At 65.0% G+C, this 23553-nt stretch carries 19 protein-coding genes, 4 tRNA genes and 2 pseudogenes; 11 read left to right on the forward strand and 14 right to left on the reverse strand.

The features are described from left to right. Window positions 1-85: 85 nt before the first annotated feature. The 7 genes from CDN36_RS07050 to CDN36_RS07080 all read right to left on the reverse strand — a co-directional run bounded on the left by CDN36_RS07050 (window position 86) and on the right by CDN36_RS07080 (window position 5415). Window positions 86-162 (reverse strand) — tRNA-Asp (locus tag CDN36_RS07050). A 100-nt stretch (window positions 163-262) separates the two neighbouring features. Next, window positions 263-339, reverse strand: a tRNA-Asp gene (locus CDN36_RS07055). 96 nt (window positions 340-435) lie between these two features. After that, window positions 436-511: transfer RNA gene (locus CDN36_RS07060), tRNA-Glu, on the reverse strand. A 177-nt stretch (window positions 512-688) separates the two neighbouring features. Next, window positions 689-764, reverse strand: a tRNA-Ala gene (locus tag CDN36_RS07065). Window positions 765-966: 202 nt separating this feature from the next. Beyond that, a complete protein-coding gene (gene pnp / locus CDN36_RS07070) occupies window positions 967-3123 on the reverse strand; it encodes a polyribonucleotide nucleotidyltransferase (protein WP_150555756.1) in 2157 nt (718 codons plus the stop codon). A gap of 383 nt (window positions 3124-3506) precedes the next feature. After that, the gene (gene rpsO, locus CDN36_RS07075; RefSeq protein ID WP_023595479.1) at window positions 3507-3776 is read right to left on the reverse strand and encodes a 30S ribosomal protein S15; all 270 of its coding nucleotides are present in this window, start codon (window positions 3774-3776) and stop codon (window positions 3507-3509) included. A 376-nt stretch (window positions 3777-4152) separates the two neighbouring features. Continuing rightward, window positions 4153-5415, reverse strand: a complete 1263-nt coding sequence (locus tag CDN36_RS07080) for a branched-chain amino acid ABC transporter substrate-binding protein (protein ID WP_150555755.1) — start codon at window positions 5413-5415, stop codon at window positions 4153-4155. 453 nt (window positions 5416-5868) lie between these two features. On the opposite strand from CDN36_RS07080, the gene CDN36_RS07085 reads away from it, so the two are divergent. Next, a complete protein-coding gene (locus tag CDN36_RS07085) occupies window positions 5869-6396 on the forward strand; it encodes a hypothetical protein (protein ID WP_353846856.1) in 528 nt (175 codons plus the stop codon). A 210-nt stretch (window positions 6397-6606) separates the two neighbouring features. Here CDN36_RS07085 and CDN36_RS07090 read toward each other — a convergent pair whose 3' ends face one another. The 7 genes from CDN36_RS07090 to CDN36_RS07120 form a co-directional block, all read right to left on the reverse strand. Continuing rightward, window positions 6607-8151 carry a 2-isopropylmalate synthase gene (locus CDN36_RS07090; RefSeq protein WP_150555754.1) on the reverse strand — a complete coding sequence of 515 codons (1545 nt, stop codon included), beginning with the start codon at window positions 8149-8151 and terminating at the stop codon, window positions 6607-6609. Between the two features lie 561 nt (window positions 8152-8712). Next, on the reverse strand, window positions 8713-9195 hold the full coding sequence (gene lysM / locus CDN36_RS07095; protein ID WP_150555753.1) for a peptidoglycan-binding protein LysM: 483 nt from the start codon (window positions 9193-9195) through the stop codon (window positions 8713-8715). Between the two features lie 232 nt (window positions 9196-9427). After that, window positions 9428-10306, reverse strand: a complete 879-nt coding sequence (locus CDN36_RS07100; protein ID WP_150555752.1) for a CDP-alcohol phosphatidyltransferase family protein — start codon at window positions 10304-10306, stop codon at window positions 9428-9430. 159 nt (window positions 10307-10465) lie between these two features. Continuing rightward, window positions 10466-11101 carry a phosphatidylserine decarboxylase gene (locus CDN36_RS07105; protein WP_150555751.1) on the reverse strand — a complete coding sequence of 212 codons (636 nt, stop codon included), beginning with the start codon at window positions 11099-11101 and terminating at the stop codon, window positions 10466-10468. Window positions 11102-11484: 383 nt separating this feature from the next. Then, window positions 11485-12501 carry a ketol-acid reductoisomerase gene (ilvC, locus tag CDN36_RS07110; protein WP_150555750.1) on the reverse strand — a complete coding sequence of 339 codons (1017 nt, stop codon included), beginning with the start codon at window positions 12499-12501 and terminating at the stop codon, window positions 11485-11487. A 79-nt stretch (window positions 12502-12580) separates the two neighbouring features. After that, on the reverse strand, window positions 12581-13072 hold the full coding sequence (ilvN, locus tag CDN36_RS07115) for an acetolactate synthase small subunit (protein WP_023595471.1): 492 nt from the start codon (window positions 13070-13072) through the stop codon (window positions 12581-12583). A gap of 79 nt (window positions 13073-13151) precedes the next feature. Beyond that, window positions 13152-14921 (reverse strand): acetolactate synthase 3 catalytic subunit, encoded by a 1770-nt coding sequence (locus CDN36_RS07120; RefSeq protein WP_150555749.1) that lies wholly within the window; start codon window positions 14919-14921, stop codon window positions 13152-13154. A gap of 449 nt (window positions 14922-15370) precedes the next feature. On the opposite strand from CDN36_RS07120, the gene CDN36_RS07125 reads away from it, so the two are divergent. The 10 genes and pseudogenes from CDN36_RS07125 to CDN36_RS07170 all read left to right on the forward strand — a co-directional run bounded on the left by CDN36_RS07125 (window position 15371) and on the right by CDN36_RS07170 (window position 23350). After that, window positions 15371-15943, forward strand: coding sequence for an RNA polymerase sigma factor (locus tag CDN36_RS07125; RefSeq protein ID WP_287496435.1), 573 nt, complete (start codon window positions 15371-15373; stop codon window positions 15941-15943). Further along, entirely contained in the window at window positions 15940-16368 is a 429-nt protein-coding gene (locus CDN36_RS07130; RefSeq protein WP_150555748.1) for a DUF3619 family protein, read from the forward strand. Before CDN36_RS07125 ends, CDN36_RS07130 begins: the two co-directional genes overlap by 4 nt. Window positions 16369-16390: 22 nt before the next feature. Next, window positions 16391-17287, forward strand: a complete 897-nt coding sequence (locus tag CDN36_RS07135; RefSeq protein WP_287496344.1) for a DUF3106 domain-containing protein — start codon at window positions 16391-16393, stop codon at window positions 17285-17287. Window positions 17288-17588: 301 nt separating this feature from the next. Then, window positions 17589-18194, forward strand: a complete 606-nt coding sequence (locus CDN36_RS07140; protein ID WP_287496345.1) for an RDD family protein — start codon at window positions 17589-17591, stop codon at window positions 18192-18194. Next, window positions 18191-19147 (forward strand): alpha/beta hydrolase, encoded by a 957-nt coding sequence (locus tag CDN36_RS07145; protein ID WP_150555745.1) that lies wholly within the window; start codon window positions 18191-18193, stop codon window positions 19145-19147. The genes CDN36_RS07140 and CDN36_RS07145 overlap by 4 nt, the downstream gene beginning before the upstream one ends. A 242-nt stretch (window positions 19148-19389) precedes the next feature. Continuing rightward, window positions 19390-20238 (forward strand): annotated as a pseudogene (locus tag CDN36_RS07150) (UDP-2,3-diacylglucosamine diphosphatase); the annotation flags it as partial. Window positions 20239-20418: 180 nt separating this feature from the next. Further along, window positions 20419-21453 carry a glycosyltransferase family 4 protein gene (locus tag CDN36_RS07155; protein ID WP_150555743.1) on the forward strand — a complete coding sequence of 345 codons (1035 nt, stop codon included), beginning with the start codon at window positions 20419-20421 and terminating at the stop codon, window positions 21451-21453. A gap of 77 nt (window positions 21454-21530) precedes the next feature. Then, window positions 21531-21926: pseudogene (locus CDN36_RS07160) on the forward strand (diacylglycerol kinase); the annotation flags it as partial. Between the two features lie 140 nt (window positions 21927-22066). Further along, the gene (locus tag CDN36_RS07165; RefSeq protein ID WP_150555741.1) at window positions 22067-22750 is read left to right on the forward strand and encodes a TetR/AcrR family transcriptional regulator; all 684 of its coding nucleotides are present in this window, start codon (window positions 22067-22069) and stop codon (window positions 22748-22750) included. 3 nt (window positions 22751-22753) lie between these two features. Further along, complete coding sequence (locus tag CDN36_RS07170; protein ID WP_150555740.1) at window positions 22754-23350, forward strand: LOG family protein; 597 nt, start codon at window positions 22754-22756, stop codon at window positions 23348-23350. Window positions 23351-23553 lie beyond the last annotated feature (203 nt).

Genomic DNA, 23553 nt, shown 5'->3' on the forward strand with positions numbered 1-23553 from the left:
GCCGCAAACGCCGCGGCGCGAGACGACACATCAAGGCGTCGAGAGAATAAAAAAAGCCCAGGCATCAGCCTGGGCTTTCTTTGTTTGGCGGAGCGGACGGGGCTCGAACCCGCGACCCCCGGCGTGACAGGCCGGTATTCTAACCAACTGAACTACCGCTCCAAACTTGCTGCGGCATCGTGACGTCAATCACGTTGCGTTCCTGCTGTTCGCTCGGCATTGACGCGTTTTTACGCGAAAATCACCGAACATCGTAGGTTTTTGGCGGAGCGGACGGGGCTCGAACCCGCGACCCCCGGCGTGACAGGCCGGTATTCTAACCAACTGAACTACCGCTCCAAAACCGACAAAAAAACCCGCCTGACTTTCAGCGGGCTTTGCGCCACTACTGCTGGCATTTTCAAACTGAGGCCGACTCGCTACCGGCATCAATTCTGGCGTCCCCTAGGGGATTCGAACCCCTGTACTCACCGTGAAAGGGTGATGTCCTAGGCCTCTAGACGAAGGGGACAAAATCGTGACTGCTACAACTTTGTCTGTTTCGCTTACTGCATTTCTTGCATTTCGCGAAGAACGCTATTCTAAACAACATTTCTTCGCTTGTGAAGCTTTATTTTCAAGTTTTTTGCATCGTTTTTGCAAGAATTTTGCTTTATCGACGCACCCGAAAATCGAGCCTCGGAATCCGTGGTGGAGGTAAGCGGGATCGAACCGCTGACCTCTTGCATGCCATGCAAGCGCTCTCCCAGCTGAGCTATACCCCCCCGAACAGAGAAGTGAGATTCTAATGACAAACCCAATTCCTGTAAATACCCCGCTCGCATTTTTTCCGCATTATTTTGCCGATCCGTGCGATGGATGAAAAAACGGCGACTCGCGTGAGTCGCCGTTCTCTTTAGGCCGTAGCGTACCGGCATGCCACCCGCCATCCGGCGAAGTGGCACACGGCCACGCCATCCCGGGACCTTACTGGGCTTCGCCTTCGCGCTTGACCAGCACCGGGCCGCCCTGCTTCTCTTCGTCGGTAAGCGCCTTGTGCGACAGGCGCAGACGGCCCTTGTCGTCCTGCTGAATCACCTTCACGCGCACCGACTGACCTTCCTTGAGGTACTCGTTGATGTCCTTGATGCGCTCATTGGCGATCTCGGAGATGTGCAGCAGACCGTCCTTACCCGGCAGCACCGAGACGATCGCGCCGAACTCGAGCAGCTTGAGCACGGTGCCGTCGTAGACCTGACCCACTTCCACTTCGACCGTGATCAGCTCGATGCGGCGCTTCGCTTCGGCGATACCTTCGGCGCTCGGGCTGGCAATCGTGACCACGCCGTCGTCCGAGATGTCGATGCTCGTGCCCGTCTCTTCCGTCAGTGCGCGGATGACCGAGCCGCCCTTGCCGATCACGTCGCGGATCTTTTCCGGATTGATCTTGATGGTGACCATGCGCGGCGCGAACTCCGAGAGCTCCGTGCGCACGCCCGACTGGGCTTCGGTCATCTTGGCGAGGATGTGCAGACGACCTTCCTTGGCCTGTGCGAGCGCCACCTGCATGATTTCCTTGGTGATGCCCTGGATCTTGATGTCCATCTGCAGCGCGGTCACGCCGTTGGCGGTGCCGGCCACCTTGAAGTCCATGTCGCCGAGGTGATCCTCGTCGCCGAGAATGTCGGTCAGCACGGCGAACTTGTTGCCTTCGAGGATCAGGCCCATGGCGATACCGGCGACCGGCGAGGTCAGCGGCACACCGGCGTCCATCATCGCGAGGCTGCCGCCGCACACCGACGCCATCGACGACGAACCGTTCGATTCGGTGATTTCCGAGACCACGCGCACGGTGTAGCCGAAGTCGTCGGCGCTCGGCAGGCACGCGACGAGGGCGCGCTTGGCCAGGCGACCGTGGCCGATTTCGCGACGCTTGGGCGAGCCCACGCGGCCGGTCTCGCCGGTCGAGAACGGCGGGAAGTTGTAGTGCAGCATGAAGCGATCACGGTACTCGCCTTGCAGCGCGTCGATGATCTGCTCGTCGCTCTTCGTGCCGAGCGTGGCAACCACCAGGGCCTGCGTCTCGCCGCGCGTGAACAGCGCCGAGCCATGGGCACGCGGCAGCACGCCGGTGCGAATGGTGATCGGGCGCACGGTGCGCGTGTCGCGGCCGTCGATACGCGGCTCCCCCGCCAGGATCTGGCTGCGCACGATCTTCGATTCGAGGTCGAACAGGATGTTGCCGACCTCGATTTCGTCCGGCGCGGCCTCGCCCCTGGCGCTGGCAGCTTCGGCCAGCTTGGCGATGACCTCGGCGCTCACGGCACGCAGTTGTTGCGTGCGAGCCTGTTTTTCGCGGGTCTGGTAAGCGGCGCGCAGCGGGCCTTCGGCCAGCTCGGTCACCTGGGCGATCAGCGCTTCGTTCTTCGGCGCCGGGGCCCAGTCCCACTCCGGCTTGCCGCCGTCGCGCACCAGGTCGTGAATGGCGTTGATCGCCGTTTGCATCTGCTCGTGGCCAAACACCACGGCGCCCAGCATCACGTCTTCCGGCAGTTCCTGCGCCTCCGATTCCACCATCAGCACGGCCTGTTCCGTACCGGCAACCACGAGGTCCAGCTTCGACTTGGCGATCTGCTCACGCGACGGGTTCAGTACGTACTGGTTGTCGACGTAGGCCACGCGCGCGGCGCCGACCGGGCCGTTGAACGGCAGGCCCGAGATGGCAAGCGCCGCCGAAGCGCCGATGAGGGCCGGGATGTCGGCCGGCACTTCCGGATTGAGCGAGACGACCTGCACCACGACCTGCACTTCGTTGTAGAAGCCTTCCGGGAAGAGCGGACGGATCGGACGATCGATCAGGCGCGAGGTCAGCGTTTCGTTTTCCGACGGACGGCCTTCGCGCTTGAAGAAGCCACCCGGGATCTTGCCGGCGGCGTAAGTCTTTTCGAGGTAGTCGACCGTCAGCGGGAAAAAGTCCTGGCCCGGCTTGGCGTTCTTGGCGCCGACGACCGTGGCGAGCACAACGGTGTCATCCATGTCGACGAGCACGGCGCCAGACGCCTGACGGGCGATTTCACCGGTCTCCATGCGAACCGTGTTCTGTCCCCACTGGAAAGACTTCACGACTTTATTGAACATTTGCACTCCTATATCGAATCGCGCGAATGCAGCAGCGGCGCGACATCGCTGCCGGGGTGGTCCCGACGTCTCGCAGGGGGGAGTGTTATGCCATTCCAGCGTTGCTCGGCCGATTGCCGTGCATGTCTGATGCGACCCTGGAATGACACAAGCCCTGCTTGCCGACGAGGCCCCGTGAACCGGAATTATTGCGAAATTCGTTGCGAAATTTGTTGCCAAGCCGTTGCCGGCTCGTCCCGGTCTTACCGGGGATTTGGGCGAAACCCGGCGCTGCGGCCGGGTCTCGTTCCCGGCTGGCGTCCTCGTCGGATCTCCACCGGGGCAACGCCCAAAAACAAAATGCCTGCATCAGCACGCTGATACAGGCATCTCGTCGTAATCGTAATCGCTTACTTACGCAGGCCCAGCTTCTCGATCAGGGCGCGGTAGCGATCGGCGTCCTTGCCCTTGAGGTAGTCAAGCAGCTTGCGGCGACGGCTCACCATGCGCAGCAGACCGCGGCGGCTGTGGTGATCCTTCATGTGGGCCTTGAAGTGCGGGGTCAATTCGTTGATGCGCGTGGTAAGCAGCGCAACTTGCACTTCGGGCGAGCCGGTGTCATTGGCGGTGCGGGCGAATTGCGCCACGACGTCCGACTTCTTGATATCTGCGTTCGACATTTGCTTTCCTTGGAGACAGGCGGTCACGGAAGAATGGCCGTGCCGTGAACTTACAAAAACATGCGCGGCATCGCCGCACACAAACAAAACTGCAAGTGCGCGATTATACGGGATTCGCCATCGCGACGCCACAATTTTCCGCACTTCGCCCCACGGCGCCGGGCCAGCCGCCCGGTTTTCCGCCGAAAACGCGGGTCCGCCCCGGGATAATCCGTCAAATTCCGCCCAATTACTCGGAAAATCCGACCAATCCGCCCCATCCGGCCAATCGCGACCGATCCGGCTCCCCCGGATTCCCTCCGACTCCTTCAATTGCTGCGCCAAATCTCTGCCCTCTCTGCCGCGCCACCCTATCCCTCCCGCTTACGCCGGGAGGTCAGCGCTGGCGCGCCATGCGGCAGGTACTCGGCAGCGCCACCTTGTTCGCCGGCAATTCCATGACCGTCCTGAAGCCGTAGCCCGAGCCTTCGTTGTCGAACTTCACGCCCGGCTCGCCGGCGCGGCGCATCACCGAGACGTATAGCGGCTCGATCATCTGATGATCGTTCGCGCGCATCCACGCCTCGGCCGGCGCCTCGCGAACGCGCCGGTTCTCCAGCGCGCGGGCCACCGTGGTCACATCGGTCGTGCCGGCCTGCTCGAGCGCGGCCGCGATCATGTCGATCATCACGCTCATGCGCAGCAGCGGATAATCGTCGCGCGCCTCGGGATAGCGCGCCCGAAACGCCTTGTAGAACGCGTCGGAAGCCTCGCCGCCCACGTTCGGATGCCACTCCGCCACGGCGTAGACGCGCCCCACGCCGGCATCGCCCAACGCCGCCGGCGCGCCAAGCGCGTTGCCATAGAACGTATAAAACTTCAATTCCATGCCCTGCTCGCGCGCGGCCTTCACGAGCAGCGTGAGGTCGTTGCCCCAACTGCCCGTGACCACCGTGTCCGCGCCCGACGCCCGGATGCGAGCGAGATACGGCGTGAAATCCTTCACGCGTCCCACCGGGCTGAACTGCTCGCCCACGATGTGCACGTCCGGACGCTTCGCGCCGATCATCTGACGGGCGAGCCCGGCGACCTGGCGGCCGAAGCTGTAGTCCTGATTGAGCAGGTAGACCTTTTGGATGCTGCCGTCCTCGCGGATGGCTTCGGTGAGCGCCTGCATGCGCATGGCGGCATTGGCGTCGAACGCGAAGTGCCAGAAGCTGCACTGCTCGTTGGTGAGCGCCGTGTCGACGGCCGAGTAATTGAAAAACAGCATACGCTGGCCCGGCTCGCGGGCGTTGCGCTTGTTGATCGCGTCGATTAGCGCCGACGCCACCGCCGAACTGTTGCCTTGCAGGATGAACGGAATGCCCACGTCGCCTGCCGCCTTGAGCTGGATCAGGCTCTCCTCGACGGCGCCCTTGCTATCGAAGACGGTCAGCTCCAGCGGATGCGCGCCGTCACGCAGCTTCACGCCGCCGCGAGCGTTCACGCGGTCGATCGCGAAGCGCAGATTGCGCTCGACCATGGCGCCGGCATTGCCGAATGGCCCGCTCATGCCCTCGATCAGCGCGAAGCGGATCGGCGGCGCCGCATGCGCCAGACCGGTCGCGGCCAGCAGGCCGGCCGCGCACCAGCGTGCCAGCAAGACTCGAAATTTCATCAGGGCCCCAGTGACTGTCTCGGCGCGCATCATAACGTCCCGCACCCCACGGGGCAAGCCGAGGCGCCCCACGATGAGGCACATGGCGTTATCCTATCGGCATGCCGCCGGACCGCCGTCGACCGGGGACGCCCGCGTACCCGCGCGCCCACGTACTCGCGCCTGTGCCGGGTAGCAGCGTCCGCCCTTGGGTTTCGCTGCGGCCCCGGAGCCACCGGCGCCCGCCCGTGCCGCCCGGCGCCGCGAGCCCCTCGATGCCCTCGATGCCCTCGATGCCCTCGATATCTTGACGTTGCCGATGCCCTTAACGTGCTCAATGTCCTCAATGCCGCCGATACTATTGGCACCCTTCACGCGAGGCCAACCATGACCCATTCGCACCGGACGCGGACCGGCGCCCCCCGCCCTGGCGCCGAAGCGCCCCCGCGCGCGCGCGCGTCGACGAACAGCTCGCTGCGCCTGCGGATTTTGCGGCCCGGCGCCGCATTACGCTGGCTTGCCGCAGGCGCTCTGGCGCTGTCGCTCGCCGCCTGCTACACGCCGCCCTGGCAGCAAGTCCCGCCCAACGCGTCGCAGGCCGAGGTGCAGGCCCGACTGGGCGCACCGCGCGAGGTCTACCCGCTTGCGCCTGGCGTGACACGCTGGCTCTATCCGACCAAGCCGTTCGGCGAGGAGACCATCGCCGCGGACTTCGACTCGCAGGGCCGCTTGCTGAGCATGGCGCAGGTGCTGTCCATGCCGGAATTCAACAAGGTCGAGATCGACAAATGGACGAAGACCGACGTGCTGCATCACTTCGGCGAGCCGGTCGAAACGTCGTATTTTCCGCTCATGAAGCGCGAAGTCTGGACGTACCGCTTCAAGCAGGATGACGTCTGGTATTCGATGATGAACTTCTATTTCGACCCGCAGGGTATCGTCAAGACCACGCAGATCAGCCCCGATCCGCTGCACGAAAAGCGCGAGAACAATCTGTTCTGACGGCCGGCCCTCGCACCCGCGCCCTTCACGTCCATCGGGGCGATCGGGGCCATAGGGACCATAAGGACCATAGGGACGATGGGGACGATGGGGGCCATAGTGACCATCCAGTCGGCCACGCTCGCGCTCTGCCGGCGCAATCACAAAACGCCCGCGCGCCGGACATCCGGCGGCGGGCGTTGATCTTTGTCTCGACGTCGACGCCTGCGCTTACGGCGTGAGCTGCGGGTTGAGCTTCTCGGACTTCGAGTACAGCTTGTTGAGCGCCGACAGGTACGCCTTGGCCGATGCGGCCACGATATCCGGATCGGTGCCCACGCCGTTGACGATGCGACCGGCCTTCGACAGCCGCACGGTCACTTCGCCCTGCGACTGCGTGCCGGTCGTGATCGCGTTGACCGAATACAGCAGTTGCTCCGCGCCGCTTTGCACCTGCGATTCGATGGCGTTGAGCACGGCGTCGACCGGGCCGTTGCCTTCCGCCTCGCCGACCAGTTCCTTGCCTTCGGCCGTGAACACGACGCGCGCGCTCGGACGCTCGCCCGTCTCGGAATGCTGCGCCATCGACACCAGATAGAAATGCTCGCCGCCTTCGGCCTGCGCCTCGTTCGAGACGATCGCGAGAATGTCTTCGTCGAAAATCTCGGCCTTTTGATCGGCCAGTTCCTTGAAGCGGGTAAACGCGGCGTTCACGTCCTGCTCCGATTCCATCTCGATGCCCAGCTCCTGCAGACGCTGCTTGAACGCGTTACGCCCCGAGAGCTTGCCGAGCACGATCTTGTTGGCGGTCCAGCCCACGTCCTCCGCACGCATGATCTCGTAGGTGTCGCGCGCCTTGAGCACGCCGTCCTGGTGGATACCCGACGCATGAGCGAACGCATTGGCGCCCACCACGGCCTTGTTCGGCTGGACGTTGAAACCGGTGATCTGCGAGACGAGCTTCGAGGCCGGCACGATCTGGGTCGTGTCGATGCCCAGGTCCAGACCAAAGTAGTCCTTGCGGGTCTTGAGCGCCATCACCACTTCTTCGAGCGACGTGTTGCCGGCGCGCTCGCCCAGGCCATTGATCGTGCATTCGATCTGACGCGCACCGCCCAGCTGCACGCCCGCGAGCGAATTCGCCACGGCCATGCCGAGGTCGTTGTGGCAGTGCACCGACCAGATGGCCTTGTCCGAATTGGGCACGCGCTCGCGCAGCGTGCGCACGAGCTGACCGTAGAGTTCCGGCACGCCGTAGCCGACCGTGTCGGCCACGTTGATGGTCGTCGCGCCTTCGTCGATCACCGCCTCGAGCACGCGGCACAGGAAGTCCAGATCCGAGCGGCTGCCGTCTTCGGGCGAAAACTCGATGTTGTCCGTGAACTGGCGCGCATAGCGCACGGCAAGCTTCGCCTGCTCGAACACCTGGTCCGGGCTCATGCGCAGCTTCTTCTCCATATGGAGCGGAGAAGTGGCGATGAACGTATGGATGCGCGAGGAGTTCGCGCCCTTGAGCGCTTCGGCCGCACGCGAGATGTCGCGATCGTTGGCGCGGGCGAGCGAGCAGACCGTGCTGTCCTTCACGATGCCGGCGATGGCCTTGATGGCTTCGAAATCGCCATTGGAGCTGGCAGCGAAGCCGGCCTCGATGACGTCCACGCGCAAGCGCTCCAGTTGACGGGCGATGCGGATCTTCTCCTCGCGCGTCATCGACGCACCCGGCGACTGCTCGCCGTCGCGCAGGGTCGTATCGAAAATGATCAGCTTGTCAGCCATGTCTTTCTCCTGTGGGGATCTCGTAGCGTTCGGATTGTTCTGGATGTCATGGCACGGCGCATTCGCCGTCGGTCGGCCGGAGCCGGCGCGCGAGCGTCGTGCGAGGCGGGCAACTGCCGGAGGGAATCAGCGCGCGACGCGCGCAGGCACGGCCGTCCCGCGAGCGGGGAATTGGCCTGGCGTTGGCGGTGCGAGAGGACGGCCCGAAGCCGGGAGGGTGCCAGAAATCATGAGCGCCAATATAGTCGGAAACCGCTGATTCCGCAACGCGCGCCGCCCCTTGCGAACCTTGTCCCTGCAGGCGTGCAGGCATGTCGGCGGCACCCGGCGCGCACGCAACGGTAAGCGGCGGGTGGCCGCGACAAGTGGCGAGAAACGGCGAGAAACGGCGAGAAACGGCGAGAAACGGCAAGAAATGGGGAGAAACGACGAGAAGCGCCTGGAAGTGCCGAGAAGCCGCAGAGCGAGCAGCGCGGGCAGCGTGGGCAGCGCGGCCGTGAACGAAACAGCCCGGCGCGATGGCCGGGCTGCGCGTCAAGCCAATGGCCAAGCGTGAGGCAATCAGAGTGGCGGGATACGCAGCACCTGGCCCGGGTAGATCCGGTCGGGGCTGGTCAGCATCGGCTTGTTGGCTTCGAAGATGACGTTGTACTTGTTGGCATCGCCGTAGACCGCCTTCGAGATGGCAGAGAGCGTGTCGCCCGATTTGACCGTGTGATACGTGGCCTCGGCCGACGCCGTCGAGACCGACATCTTGTCGTCCACCGCGGCTACGCCCTTCACGTTGCCGCAGCACAGCAGGATCTTTTCCTTGGTCGCCTGATCGGGCGCCACGCCGAAGACCGTGACGGTGCGCGTGGCGCCGTCGAAGGTGACCGTCAGGCCGGTCGCGTCGAGATTCTGCGTCTTGATGTAGTTCTGAATGGCGTCGGCGGCAGCCCGGTTGGCCGCATCGGTATCCGGCCCGGGTGCAGGTGCTTCGGCGGCCTGCGCCTTGCCCAACAACGCTTCGCCGGCTTCTTTCACGAAGTCCAGAATGCCCATGATTTCTCCTTCGTCACGTCGAACAACGGAAACGGCGCGGACGGACCGAGCTGCCAAGGCCCGTCCGGCCAACGGGGTGCTGCCAAGCTCGCTGTCGCCAAGACTACCTCAAGATGGCGGGAAGGCGAAATGGTGAAATGACGGGATGGCCAAGCAGCAGGCGGTGGGCGCCAGGCGGTGGGCGGCGGGATGAGGGCGCCCGCGCCCCCGCCCCGCCTGCCCGATGCCTCGCCTATTCGTCGACCTCGCCGAAGATGCGCTGCCGGCGGCCCTTCAGGAAGCGGAACGCCCACAACACATAGCCCGAGATGCTGTACAGGCAGAACATGCCGAAGAGCACCAGCGGCGGGTCCGATGACACCAGAATGAAGCCAACCATGAACAGCAGCACCACGCCGAACGACACGCGCTGGCGAACATCGAGCGCCTTGCCGCTGTAGAACGGCGCGTTCGAGACCATCGACATGCCGGCGTAGATGGTCAGGCCGAACGCCACCCACGGCATCCAGAACACGTTGACGGGCAGCTTGTTGTCGATGGTGATCCACACGAAGCCCGCGATGAGCGCGGCCGCCGCCGGACTCGCAAGGCCCTGGAAGAAGCGCTTGTCGACCACGCCGATGTTCGTGTTGAAGCGCGCGAGGCGCAGCGCCGCGCCGGCCACGTACACGAACGCGGCGAGCCAGCCCCACTTGCCGATCTCGTGGAGGATCCACTCGTACATCACCAGCGCCGGCGCCACACCGAACGAGGTCATGTCCGAGAGCGAATCGTATTGCTCGCCGAAAGCGCTCTGCGTGTTGGTCATGCGCGCCACGCGCCCGTCCATGCCGTCGAGCACCATCGCGAAGAAGATGGCAATGGCGGCCTGCTCGAAGCGATCGTTCATGGCCTGCACGATCGCGAAGAAGCCGCAGAAGAGCGCCGCCGTCGTGAAGGCGTTCGGCAACAGATAGATGCCGCGATTGCGCGGACGCACCGGCAGGTCGTCCTCCACACCCGGGTCGTGGTCTTCGTTCATCGATGGCTCTGTGGATGATGGCTTGTGACGGCCGAACGGCGAGAGATGCCTGACGTTGTTGCGCAAGCGGCCGCGATGGTTTTCCGGCATCTGTACCTCCTTGACGATGCTGAGACTACGGGCGAGCCCGCGACGGATCACCGCTATTGGAACGCGAGAAGCGAAAGCAGTTGCAAACCGCGCCCGGGCCGGTGCGCGACGTGACGTCGCACCGCGCGGGCGCGGCCATCGTTCGATGGTGCGAGCGACTTACAGCTCGGCGAGGATCGTCGAGGTCGCGGACACCTTGTCGCCGATCGCCACGCGCGGGCGCGAGCCGAGCGGCAGGTACACGTCGACGCGCGAGCCGAACCGGATGAAGCCGTAGCGCTGACCGCGCGTGAGGCGGTCGCCCGCCTTCACGTAACACAGAATGCGCCGGGCAATGAGCCCGGCCACCTGCACGCTCGTGACGATCTGGCCGCCCACGTCGATCACCAGCGCATTGCGCTCGTTCTCGAGCGACGCCTTGTCGAGGTCGGCGTTGAAAAAACGTCCCGGGAAATATTCCACCTTGGTCACGGTGCCGTCAACCGGCGCGCGGTTCGAGTGGACGTTGAACACGTTCATGAACACGCTGATCTTGAGCGCCTCGCGACCGGCGTAAGGATCCTGCGTGGTCTCGATCGCGACAATGCGACCGTCGGCCGGCGAGAGCACGGCCCCGGCCTGTTGCGGCACCTGACGCGGCGGGTCGCGGAAAAACTGGAGAACGAACAGGGCGATCACCCAGAACGGCGCGGCCCAAACCACGCCGGCCATGAAATGCACGACGAGCGCGACGGCGACGGCGATGCCCAGGAAGGGCCAGCCCTCGCGGGCAATGATCGGGTGAGGATAATTCATGCGATTGAACTCGCGTCCTTGGTAAAGCGGTTGAGTGAGCGGGTCGGCCTGCGTTGGACCAAACCGTGGCGTGGCGGCATTGTAGCAATGCGCGCGCCGCGGCGACACTTTTTCCCCATTCGCGACGGGCGCCTCACATTACGCACGCGCGGCGCGCCGCTCTCGATGCATTCGATGCGGTATGCCCGGCATGGGCCGCAAACGAAAAGAGCCGCCCGCCTCGCCGCGGCAAGCGCTGCGGCAAAACGGACGGCCCAGGGCCACGCGGCCACCGGCGAGGCGATCCTATGCCCGGCCGGCGCACCGTCCGCCGCCGGCGCCCGCCGTCCGGCCGGGCGGCTTTCGAACCGCCCCGGACGCGCGCGCCGCGCGGCGCGGCATACTTAGTTCTTCGACTGGTCGACCAGCTTGTTCTTGGCAATCCACGGCATCATCGCGCGCAGCTTGCTGCCCACCTGCTCGATCTGGTGCTCGGCCGTGATACGGCGGCGCGAGATCAGGGTCGGGGCGCCAGCCTTGTTCTCCAGAATGAACGACTTGGCGTACTCGCCCGTCTGGATGTCGGTCAGGCATTGCTTCATCGCCTTCTTCGTCTCTTCGGTCACGACGCGCGGGCCGGTGACGTACTCGCCATACTCGGCGTTGTTCGAGATCGAGTAGTTCATGTTGGCGATGCCGCCTTCGTAAATCAGGTCGACGATCAGCTTGAGCTCGTGCAGGCACTCGAAGTAGGCCATTTCCGGCGCGTAGCCGGCTTCGACCAGCGTTTCGAAACCCGCCTTGATCAGCTCGACGGTGCCGCCGCACAGCACGGCCTGCTCGCCGAACAGGTCGGTTTCGGTCTCTTCGCGGAAGTTCGTTTCGATGATGCCGGCACGGCCGCCGCCGTTGGCCGCAGCATACGACAGGGCGATGTCGCGCGCGGCGCCCGACTTGTCCTGGGCCACGGCGATCAGGTGCGGCACGCCGCCGCCTTGCGAGTACGTCGAGCGCACGGTATGGCCCGGCGCCTTCGGGGCGATCATGATGACGTCGAGGTCGGCGCGCGGAATCACGCAGCCATAGTGCACGTTGAAGCCGTGCGCGAAGGCGAGCGCGGCGCCTTCCTTGATGTTGGCGTGGACTTCGTTCTTGTACACGTCGGCGATCTGCTCGTCGGGCAGCAGCATCATGACGATGTCGGCCGACTTCACGGCTTCTGCGACTTCCTTGGTGTTCAGGCCGGCGTTGACCGCCTTGTTCCACGAAGCACCGTTCTTGCGCAGACCCACCGTCACGTTCACGCCGCTGTCCTTGAGGTTGAGCGCGTGGGCGTGGCCTTGCGAGCCATAGCCGATGATCGTGACTTGCTTGCCTTTGATGAGGGAGAGGTCGGCGTCTTTGTCGTAGAAAACTTTCATTTGGAATTGTCCCGTAATGCCAAAAAAATAACTGCAATCAGAATGGATCGAAATCCGCTTACCGCGTTGCCGCTGCCGGTCAGACCTTCAGGATGCGCTCACCACGCCCGATTCCCGACCCGCCGGTACGAACGGTTTCGAGAATCGCCGTGCGATCGAGCCCTTCGATGAATGCGTCGAGTTTCGACGAATTGCCGGTGAGTTCGATCGTGTAGGTCTTTTCGGTAACGTCAATGATGCGGCCGCGGAAAATATCCGACATCCGCTTCATCTCTTCGCGCTCCTTGCCCACGGCGCGCACCTTGATGAGCATCAGCTCACGTTCGATGTGCGCCCCCTCGGTCAGATCGACGACCTTCACCACCTCGATGAGCCGGTTCAGGTGCTTGGTGATCTGCTCGATGACGTCGTCGGAGCCCGTCGTGACCACCGTCATGCGCGAGAGCGACCGATCTTCGGTCGGTGCGACGGTGAGGGTCTCGATATTGTAGCCACGCGCCGAGAACAGACCGACCACGCGCGACAGCGCGCCCGGCTCGTTCTCGAGCAAAACAGAAATAATGTGCCTCATGGTGTATCCCGGATTGTCCTGGTGTGGGGACCGCGCAGGCGCTCGCCGGCATTCGCCGCGGCGCTGCGCGCGCCTCGTCTTACAGATCTTCTGAACCGAGCAGCATCTCGCTGATGCCCTTGCCCGCCTGGACCATCGGCCAGACGTTCTCGGTGGGATCCGTTTGGAAATCCATGAATACCGTGCGATCCTTGAGCGCCAGCGCTTCGCGCAGCGCCGGCTCGACGTCCGACGACTTCTCGATGCGCATGCCGACGTGACCATACGCCTCGGCGAGCTTCACGAAGTCGGGCAGCGCGTCCATGTACGAACTGGAATAGCGCTTGCTGTATTCGATCTGCTGCCACTGGCGCACCATGCCCAGATAGCGGTTGTTGAGCGACAGGATCTTGATCGGCGTGCGGTATTGCAGGCACGTCGAGAGTTCCTGGATGCACATCTGGATCGAGCCTTCGCCGGTGATGCAGGCGACTTCGGCGTCCGGATGCGCCATCTTCACGCCCATTGCCGCCGGCAGGCCGAAGCCCATCGTGCCCAGACCGCCGGAATTGATCCAGCGGCGCGGCTTGTTGAAGCGATAGTATTGGGCGGCCCACATCTGGTGCTGACCCACGTCCGAGCACACGAACGCTTCGCCGTCGGTGAGCTTCCAGTACGTCTCGACCACGTGCTGGGGCTTGATGATCTCGCTCTCGCGATCGAACGCGAGGCAATCGCGCGAACGCCATTGCTCGATCTGCTTCCACCAGTCGGCCAGCGCCGCGGTGTCCGGGCCGTGCTCGGCCGTCTGCAGATTCTCGATCATTTCGCGCAGCACTTCCTTCACGTCGCCGACGATCGGGATGTCGACCTTCACGCGCTTCGAAATCGACGACGGGTCGATGTCGATGTGAATGATCTTGCGGGCGTGCGAGGCGAAGTGCTCGGGGTTGCCGATCACGCGATCGTCGAAGCGCGCGCCGATGGCGATGAGCACGTCGCAGTGCTGCATGGCCATGTTGGCTTCATACGTGCCGTGCATGCCGAGCATGCCGAGGAACTTGGGATCGCTCGCCCGATACCCGCCCAGGCCCATGAGCGTATTGGTCACCGGATAGCCGAGCAGGTCGCAGAACTGGTTCAGTTCTTTCGACGCGTCGGCCAGAATGATGCCACCGCCCGTATAGATATAGGGGCGCTTGGCCGAGAGCAGCAGGCTCATCGCCTTGCGGATCTGGCCGGAGTGGCCCTTCGTGACCGGATTGTACGAGCGCAGCGACACCGACTTCGGATACTCGAAGCGGCAGCGCGCCTTGGAGACGTCCTTCGGAATGTCGACCAGCACCGGGCCCGGACGGCCCGTCTTGGCGATGTAGAAGGCCTTCTTGATGGTGGCGGCGAGCTCGCGCACGTCCTTCACGAGGAAGTTGTGCTTGACGCACGGACGGGTGATACCGACCGTGTCGCACTCCTGGAAGGCGTCCTGGCCAATGGCGGCCGTGGGCACCTGTCCGGTGATGATCACGAGCGGGATCGAATCCATGTACGCCGTGGCAATGCCGGTGACCGCATTGGTCACGCCGGGGCCCGACGTCACGAGGCACACGCCGACCTTGTCGGTGGAACGCGAATAGGCGTCTGCCGCATGCACGGCAGCCTGCTCGTGGCGCACCAGAATGTGCTGGATCTTGTCCTGCTTGTAGAGTTCGTCGTAGATGTAGAGGACCGAACCGCCGGGATAACCCCACAGATGTTCGACCCCTTCTTCCTGAAGCGAGCGCACGAGAATTTCGGCGCCGATCATGTCTTCGGAAGTATTTTGGTGGCGTGAAGCTTCCGCCTCGGAGAATTCCGCGCTTGGCATGTTCATCGTCGACCTTTCAAAGTTTCGGCAAAAATTTTGATCGGGTGCTCTCCCCACGAACTTGTGGTCCGGGCTCAAGCTGCGCGTCTGAATGATGGACACACCGGATAGGCGTGCCGATATTGAGACAATCACAGATATTGCGAACTGGCAACGTTACCGGTTTGCAGCAAAATGGTCAAGCAAGTTTATGCATTTGCAGCATGATCGCGAAGTCATGCCGCCAATTTCCCACGCCATGCGTCGCGTCGCGCCACGCTGGTGCACAATCCTCACATCATAGGAACGTGAGCGCCCGCCCACCGCCGCCGCGCAACACCGCCGGGCGCAAAAGCGGTTACAGCCGAGCGCGTTTTTGGTAGCATCCGCACCGACTACGCAATCGTTACGTGATTTTTACGCTTACGCGGCATTTCAAAGGGCGCAGCAGGCAAAGGCTGCGTACACCCGACCGGATGGCATCTGACAAGGAACTGGCGGATTTTCTCGCAGGCATCGAACGACGCGCCTTCAAGCAGGCCGTCTACGCCGTGCGCGACGAGGAGGCCGCCCTCGATATCGTTCAGGATGCGATGATCCGCCTGGCCGAGAAGTACGGCGACAAGCCGTCGGCCGACCTGCCGCTGTTGTTCACGCGCATCCTCCAGAACACCATTCACGACTATTTCCGCCGGCAAAAGGTGCGCAACACCTGGGTCACGCTGTTCTCGAACCTGGCCGGCCCGGCAGACGACGAGCGAGACGATTTCGACCCGCTGGAAACCTTGCTGGGCGAAGACGGGTCTGTGCAGACCGAAAGCAGCGAGGACGCCGTTTCGCGTACCGAAATTCTGGCCGTCATCGAAACGGAAATACAGAAACTGCCGGCGCGTCAACGAGAAGCCTTCCTCATGCGTTACTGGGAAGACATGGACGTTGCCGAGACCGCCGCCACGATGGGGTGCTCGGAAGGCAGCGTCAAAACGCACTGCTCGCGCGCCACGCACGCGTTGGCACAAGCGTTGAAGGCAAAAGGGATCAGGTTATGAGTCACGATCTGCAAACGAGGGAAATTCGCTTCGCACATCGCGTGCGGCTCGCGTTGGATGAAGCAGCCGACGCGCCGTCGCCGAACATCGCGGCCCGGCTGGCCGCCGCTCGCCGTGAGGCGCTCGCCCGCAAAAAGCCCGAAACGGCCGCCGTCGTGCAGCCGGCGCTGGTGCTCGCGGGTGTGGGCACCATGCAGACGCCGGATCTCGGCGGGCCGCGCCGCGTACTCGACAAGCTCGGCCGCCTCGGACTGCTCTGGCCGCTCGCCGCACTGGTGATCGGGCTGGCCGGCATCGCGTACTGGGAACATCAGCAGCACATTCAGGACCTGGCGGATATCGACGCCGCCGTATTGAGCGACGAACTGCCGTTGTCGGCCTATGCCGATCACGGGTTCAACGCCTATCTGAAGCGTGCCCAGTAGTCCCCCCCTTCCCAACCGCCCAGTGACGCGACGCAACGTACTCTTTCTCGTCGCCGCGCTGATCGTGGCCGGTCTTGCCGGCACGGTAGCGCTGCGCCGCTCCCAGACCGTGGCTCCCGTGTCCGACGCCCCGCCGGCGATCGGCGCCTCGGCGCCCGCTGTCACGTCCGGAGCACCCGGCGCCGCACCGGCCGGCAGCCTGTCGGCCAGCACGTCGCAGGCGGGCGGTGCCGCCGCGTCGCCGGCCTCCCCGGCCTCCCCGACCTCTGCCGCCTCCCCGGCCGCCGCCGCGCTGCCGTCGCCCGGCGGACACTGGGCCAGGCTCTCCCCGGCCCAGCAGGAAGCTCTCGCCCCGCTCGCGCAGGACTGGAACCGCATGGGCGAGCGCCAGCGCGAGAAGTGGATCGAGATCGCCAAGCGTTTTCACACCCTCTCGCCCGAAGGCCGCAAGCGTCTGCATGACCGCATGGCCGACTGGGTGCGCCTCACCCCCGAGCAGCGCAAGCTCGCGCGCGAGAGCTACCAGAACGCCAAGACGCTGCCGCCCGAGCGCAAGGTGCAGGTGTGGCAGCAGTACCAGCAGCTCACCGAGGAACAAAAGAGCCGCCTGGCCGCCGACGACAAGAAGCAGGCCAATCGCCCCAACGTAGTCAGTGCCCCGCCCACGGGCCGCACAGGCGTGAAGAACCCATACGCCGCCGTGCACCGCAAGGACGCCGCGGCAGGCAGAAGCGGTGCTGCGCCGGCCGCGGCGCCCGCTTCGGCAGCCTCCGCCCCGGCGGCAGCGCTGCCCGCGCCGGCTTCTGCGGTAGCACCGGCGGCAGCCGGCGCGAGCGCGGCCAGCGCCGCGAACGCAGACAAAGGTGGCGACAGGAACGGCGACGCCGTCTTCAACTCGGATCTGTATCACCACAACTGACACGCCCCCATGGGCGCGGGGCGTCGGCCTCCGGCCCACGCGAGAGCATCACGACGGCCGCCCGCGGGCGGCCGTTCGCATTGTTGGACGGCGCGCGGCCTCCATCGGGCTCCCGCGCTCCCCCCCCTCTTCCCCTCTTCCCTCTTCCCCCTCTCCCCGCCTCACGAGCCGCGCGCGGCCGTCTGGCTGGCTGGCCCATCGGCCCGTTCTTCCGCATAATGGGCGACGCACAGCCGGCTGGGTACACCCGGCCGCGCCCCGAAAACAGGAACCCAGATCACGCCGCGACGAGCGACTGCCGATGACCGACACTGCGACTCAGACTGCCACGCCGCCGAGCGCCTCGAACACTGAGGGCACCGAGGACACCCGAGACGCCGGGAGCCGCCCGGGCGCCCCGAACGCCGCACCGCCCCTGCGCCACAGCTACGCGGTGCCGACGTTGCGGCGGCGCCTGCTTTCGATGGTCTACGAGTCGCTCCTGCTCTTTGGCGTGCTCTTTCTCGCGGGCTACCTCTTTAGCACCCTCACCCAGCAGCGCAGCGGCCTGATGTATCGCCACGCGATGCAGGCCTGGCTGTTCCTCGTGCTGGGCGCCTACTTCGTGTGGTTCTGGACGCATGGCGGCCAGACGCTCGCGATGAAGACGTGGAAGATTCGCCTCGTCGACGCGCACGGCCAGCCGGTGCGCGCGCCTCGCGCGATCGTGCGCTACGTCCTCGCCTGGCTGTGGGTTCTCCCGGCAATGGCGCTCGACTGGGCCTTCGGGCTGACCGGCTGGGGCAGCGTGTCGCTGCTCGCCGGCTGGATGACCCTCTGGGCGCTCGCCATGCGCGTGGTGCCCGATCACCAGTTCGTGCACGACCGGCTCGCGGGCACGCGGCTCGTGAGCGTGCTCGGCAAATGACCACACCGCCGCCGGCCGCGGCGCGCCGGGCGCGGCCCTCGCGCCCGCATCTCGTCTATGGCGGCGTGCAGGTGGGCCTCTCGCTCGTCGTTGCCGCCGCCACATGGTCCGCCTGGCACAACCCGTGGGCCACCGTTCTGTGGACGATGCTGTGGCTGCCCGTCTCGCACGCCATCGCATTGGCGGCGGGCTTCGTCATGGCCGCGCAGGCCGACCCGACACCGGCCCGACGCGCACCGGCCGGCGTCGGCATCGCGACCTGGGCCTACGAATGCGCGGCCTCGATCCTGCTGCTCGACCTCTACCAGCCGTGGCGCAGCGCCGCCCCGCTGCCGGCGCCGAGCGGCCCGGCGCGCGCCGTCGCCGTCCTGCTGCTGCACGGCTATGGCTGCAATCGCGCCTTCTGGCTGCGCTTTGCCCGGCATCTGGCCGACGCCGGCTATCAGTGCGACGCCATCAATCTCGGTCCGATCTTCGGCGACATCGACGAATACGCGCCGCAAATTGCGGGCGCTGCCCAAGCGCTGGCCGAGCGCACGCGCCTGCCGGTGGTGATCGTCGGTCACAGCATGGGCGGGCTTGCCGCCCGCGCTTGCCTGAGCCGCCACCCGACGCTGCCCGTCGCGCACACCATCACGCTCGGCTCGCCGCACTTCGGCACGCTGCACGCGCGTCACGGTTTCGGGGTCAACGTCCGGCAGATGGGCATTGGCAGCGAGTGGCTCATCGCGCTTGCCAACCGCGAAACGGACGCCGAGCGCGCGCGCATCACCTCGATCTACACGTATCACGACAACGTGGTGTACCCCACGCGCACCTCGGTGTTGCCCGGCGCGCACAACGTTGCGCTCGATCGGCTGGGGCACGTGTCGCTCGGCACGCATCCGCGCGCCCGCGCGCTCGTGCTCGAAACGCTGGAGCGCGTGGCCCAGGGACTGCGGCGCGGCGCGTGACGCGGCAACCCGCGACGTGCTGTGGCGTTCGCGCGACGTTGCAAGACAGTTCGGCGACAAGGCGATGACTGTCATCTGCGCTTCACGAAGCCATGGCGCAATGCTCGCATGTTCAACGCGACGTGCGAGCCGCTATGACGACGACACCGACCTTCGACTTTCCGATTCCCACGCCTGCTGCTCGCGCCGGACATTTCGCTGACACCCCGCCGGGCCGCCCCCTCTGCCCACCCGCCAGCCCTCCCGCCACACCGCCCTCCACGATCGACCTGCCGCCGGACACCCCCGACCCGCTCGACCCACCGCCTGAAGGCATCACCCGCTACCGCACTATCTGGCTGTCCGACATCCACCTCGGCACGCAAGGCTGTCAGGCCGAGTACCTGCTCGACTTCCTGCGCCATCACGAATCGGACTATCTGTACCTCGTCGGCGACATCATCGACGGCTGGCATCTTCGCCGCGGCTGGCACTGGCCGCAGACGCACAACGACGTCGTGCAGAAGATGCTGCGCCGCGCACGCAAGGGCACGCAGGTGATCTACGTGCCGGGCAATCACGACGAAGCCGCGCGGCAATTCTGCGGACTCGCGTTCGGCGACATCGCGGTGCGCGACGAGGCGTTTCACACCACGCTCGGCGGCAAGCGGCTGTGGATCACCCACGGCGACCTGTTCGACGGCGTGATCCAGCATGCGAAGTGGCTCGCCTACCTGGGCGACTCGCTCTACACGCTCACGCTGCTGCTCAACCGCTGGTTCAACCGCGTGCGCACCCGCTTCGGCTTCCCGTACTGGTCGCTCTCGCAATACCTGAAGCATCAGGTGAAGAACGCCGTGAACTTCATCTCCGCCTTCGAGCATGTGATGGCCGACGAAGCGCGCCGCCGTGGTTGCGACGGCGTGGTCTGCGGCCACATCCACAAGCCGGAGATCCGCGACATCGACGGCCTGCTCTACTGCAACGACGGCGATTGGGTCGAGAGCCTCTCCGCGCTCGTCGAGACGACCGAAGGCGAGCTGCGCATCGTCTACTGGACGCAAAGGCGCGCCGCCCGCAGCCAAGTGAAGGCCACGCCGGTGAGCGCGTGAACGCCCGGCCCCACCGGCTGTCGGCGGCGAGCTCCTCTCGCACGCCGTCGGCCCTTTGACGCAGTCGCCCCCCCCGCGCGCGCAAGGCATGGGACTGCTGCGCGCGCCCCACCCGGCATCGCCGCGCGAGCTCTCGCACGCGTGCCACCCACCCGCGCCACGTGCGCGAAGGAGCGCCCGATGAAAATCATGATCATCACCGACGCCTGGGATCCGCAGATCAACGGCGTGGTCCGCACGTTGAAGAACACGCGCGCTCAGTTGGAAGCCGCCGGCCACCGCGTCGAGCTGCTGACCCCGCTGGAGTTCCGCACGATACCGTGTCCGACGTACCCGGAGATCCGCCTCGCGTTCTTCGCGGCCGGCCGGGTGGCGCGCCGCATCGAGGAATTCGCCCCGGACGCCCTGCACATCGCCACCGAAGGGCCCCTTGGCATGGCCGCCCGCAAGTGGGCCATCCGCCACGACTTCCCGTTCACCACCGCCTATCACACGCGCTTTCCCGAGTACGTGCAGGCGCGCTTCGGCCTGCCGCTCGCGACTACCTACCGGTTTCTGCGCTGGTTTCACCGGCCGTCGCGCGCGGTGATGGCGCCCACGCCTGTGGTCAAGCGTGATCTCGAGGCGAACGGGTTCGGCAACGTGGTGTTGTGGACGCGCGGCGTGGACCTGGACATCTTCCGTGTGCAGGAAGCACATGTGCTAAATTCGGCGCATCCGATTTTCCTCTACGTGGGACGTGTTGCCGTGGAGAAGAATATCGAGGCCTTCCTGAAGCTGGACCTGCCCGGCTCCAAGTGGGTCGCCGGCGAGGGACCGCAACTGGCCGAACTGCGCTCGCGCTACCCCGACGTGAACTACCTCGGCATGCTCTCGCAGCCCGAGCTCGCGAAGGTGTACGCATCGGCCGACGTCTTCGTCTTCCCGAGCCGCACCGACACGTTCGGCCTCGTGCTGCTCGAAGCCATGGCGTGCGGCCTGCCGGTGGCGGCCTACCCGGTCACCGGCCCGGTCGACGTGCTCGACGGCTGCCCGGAAGGCGAAGGCGGCGCCCTGCGCGAGGATCTTCGCGAAGCCTGCCTCGATGCGCTCAAAGTCTCGCGCGCGAGCGCACGGGCCTGGGCCGAGCGCTTCTCGTGGCAGGCCGCCTCCGAGGAATTCGCCTCGCATCTGCACCCGCGCAAGCCCGAGCCGACGCTCGCGCCCGCGCTCTGACCCATCTCGAAAGCCCGTTGCGGCGAGGAACCTGACGCTTGTTCATCGATCACCCGCCGCCGCGCGACAGACAACCGAATCCTTACAAGGGCAACCGGGGCGTCATGCGTGCATGGCGCGCTCTGAAGTATTCGCTGTCCGGCTTCAAGTTTGCCGTGTTCGAAGAAAGCGCCTTTCGGCAGGAACTGGCGCTCGCCGCGATCCTGCTGCCCGCGGCGGTCTTCCTGCCGGTCACGGCCGTCGAGCGCGTGCTGCTCATCGGCTCCGTGCTGCTCGTGCTCATCATCGAGCTGGTCAATTCGAGCATCGAGGCGGCCATCGACCGCATTTCGCTGGAGCGGCACGAACTGTCCAAGCGCGCCAAGGATTTCGGCAGTGCGGCCGTGCTCGTCGCGCTGGGTCTTTGCCTGCTCACCTGGGCTTCGCTCGCCGGCCCCGTCATCGCCGAACTGATACGTACAGCGCTTTTCTGATATCGGGGTCGCCCCGCCCCGCAGGCTTGGCAGCGTGCGGCTGCCGGGTATAATCGGTCGCCGTATACCTGATACTCATCTACATGAACGCAAGCGGAGAACATCCGTCGCCGAGCTTGCGCCAACCGGGGCCGACAGACATGGAAGGAAAGCCGCCACGCCGAACCCGCGAACGAATTCTTGAGGTGTCGCTACGACTCTTCAACGATCTCGGCGAACCCAACGTCACCACCACCACGATTGCCGAGGAGATGAAAATCAGCCCCGGCAATCTGTACTACCACTTCCGCAACAAAGACGACATCATCAACAGCATCTTCGCCCAGTTCGAGCAGGAAATCGAACGCCGGCTGAAGCTGCCGACGGATCACAAGCCCACGATCGACGAAGTCTGGACGTACCTGCAATACATGTCCGAATTCCTGTGGCGCTATCGTTTCCTGTATCGCGACCTGAACGACCTGCTCGCGCGCAATCGCACGCTCGAGACGCATTTCAAGGAGATCCTCGGCCACAAGAAGCGGTTCGCGAAGCAGATGTGCGAGGTGCTCGTCGCCGATCGGGAAATGGAGGCCACGGACGAGGAAATCGACGTTGCCACGACCAATATGGTCGTGATCTCGACCTACTGGCTGTCGTATCAATTCGTGATGAACCCGCGCAAGTACAACGATCCGGACGAGATCGGCGCGGGACTGCATCGATCGAGCTATCACATCCTCTCGCAGCTCGCACCGTATCTGCGGGGCCGCTCGCTCGAGCTGTACGAGAAGATGGCGCGGGAATCTTCCGCGCACGTACCACCATCCAAGGGAGTCAAGTAAGGCATGTCGTCCGAAGTCAAATCCATCTGCGTCTATTGCGGCGCCGCCGCGGGCGCGCGTCCCGCATACGCCGAAGCCGCGCGCGAACTGGGCCGTCGTATGGCCGAAGCCGGCATCCGTCTCGTCTACGGCGGGGGCAAGGTCGGGCTGATGGGCATCGTCGCCGATGCCGTGCTCGCCCATGGCGGGCAGGCCATCGGCATCATTCCGAAGGCGCTGGTGGACAAGGAAGTCGGTCACACCGGACTCACGGAACTGCACGTCGTCGAGAACATGCACCAGCGCAAGCAGAAGATGGCCGATCTGTCGGACGCCTTCATCGCCATGCCCGGCGGCATCGGCACGTGCGAAGAGCTGTTCGAGGTCTTTACGTGGCTGCAGATCGGCTACCACGCGAAGCCGATCGGCCTGCTCAACGTCGAGCATTACTACGATCCGCTGATGGTGTTCCTGAACGCGATGGTGACGGAGCAGTTCCTCAAGGGCGCGCAACTCGATCAGTTGCAGGTCGCCACATCCCCCGAGGCGCTGCTCGAGACGATTCAGCGCTTCAAGCCGTCGCAGATCGATCGCTGGGCCAAGCAGCGCACCCAGATCTAGGCGCCGGCAGGCCGAAGCTCCCGGCCCCGCGAGCGCATCATGCCGTGCGACGCTGCCGTCGCGCGGCATTGTTTTTTGGGGGGCGGGCCGGCGTCATGGACCCTCCCGCTCATCCCACTCATCGCGCTCATCCCGTCATACCGTTTTCCCGCCCACGCCCTCACGCCCTCACGGCGGGACCACGCCTGCCGCCGCCGCGGCTG

The sequence above is a fragment of the Pandoraea sp. CB10b_02 genome, assembly GCF_002216225.1.
Classification (GTDB): domain Bacteria; phylum Pseudomonadota; class Gammaproteobacteria; order Burkholderiales; family Burkholderiaceae; genus Pandoraea; species Pandoraea nosoerga.

Bases quoted from the DNA above. Each gene is read 5' to 3' on its own strand.
- CDN36_RS07125 (WP_287496435.1), top strand. From the start codon at position 15,371: ATGGCATCTGACAAGGAACTGGCGGATTTTCTCGCAGGCATCGAACGA.
- CDN36_RS07140 (WP_287496345.1), top strand. From the start codon at position 17,589: ATGACCGACACTGCGACTCAGACTGCCACGCCGCCGAGCGCCTCGAAC.
- CDN36_RS07105 (WP_150555751.1), bottom strand. From the start codon at position 11,101: ATGAATTATCCTCACCCGATCATTGCCCGCGAGGGCTGGCCCTTCCTG.
- CDN36_RS07155 (WP_150555743.1), top strand. From the start codon at position 20,419: ATGAAAATCATGATCATCACCGACGCCTGGGATCCGCAGATCAACGGC.
- ilvN (WP_023595471.1), bottom strand. From the start codon at position 13,072: ATGAGGCACATTATTTCTGTTTTGCTCGAGAACGAGCCGGGCGCGCTG.
- CDN36_RS07165 (WP_150555741.1), top strand. From the start codon at position 22,067: ATGGAAGGAAAGCCGCCACGCCGAACCCGCGAACGAATTCTTGAGGTG.
- rpsO (WP_023595479.1), bottom strand. From the start codon at position 3,776: ATGTCGAACGCAGATATCAAGAAGTCGGACGTCGTGGCGCAATTCGCC.
- ilvC (WP_150555750.1), bottom strand. From the start codon at position 12,501: ATGAAAGTTTTCTACGACAAAGACGCCGACCTCTCCCTCATCAAAGGC.
- CDN36_RS07080 (WP_150555755.1), bottom strand. From the start codon at position 5,415: ATGAAATTTCGAGTCTTGCTGGCACGCTGGTGCGCGGCCGGCCTGCTG.
- CDN36_RS07120 (WP_150555749.1), bottom strand. From the start codon at position 14,921: ATGAACATGCCAAGCGCGGAATTCTCCGAGGCGGAAGCTTCACGCCAC.
- CDN36_RS07090 (WP_150555754.1), bottom strand. From the start codon at position 8,151: ATGGCTGACAAGCTGATCATTTTCGATACGACCCTGCGCGACGGCGAG.
- CDN36_RS07100 (WP_150555752.1), bottom strand. From the start codon at position 10,306: ATGCCGGAAAACCATCGCGGCCGCTTGCGCAACAACGTCAGGCATCTC.
- CDN36_RS07170 (WP_150555740.1), top strand. From the start codon at position 22,754: ATGTCGTCCGAAGTCAAATCCATCTGCGTCTATTGCGGCGCCGCCGCG.
- CDN36_RS07130 (WP_150555748.1), top strand. From the start codon at position 15,940: ATGAGTCACGATCTGCAAACGAGGGAAATTCGCTTCGCACATCGCGTG.
- lysM (WP_150555753.1), bottom strand. From the start codon at position 9,195: ATGGGCATTCTGGACTTCGTGAAAGAAGCCGGCGAAGCGTTGTTGGGC.
- CDN36_RS07145 (WP_150555745.1), top strand. From the start codon at position 18,191: ATGACCACACCGCCGCCGGCCGCGGCGCGCCGGGCGCGGCCCTCGCGC.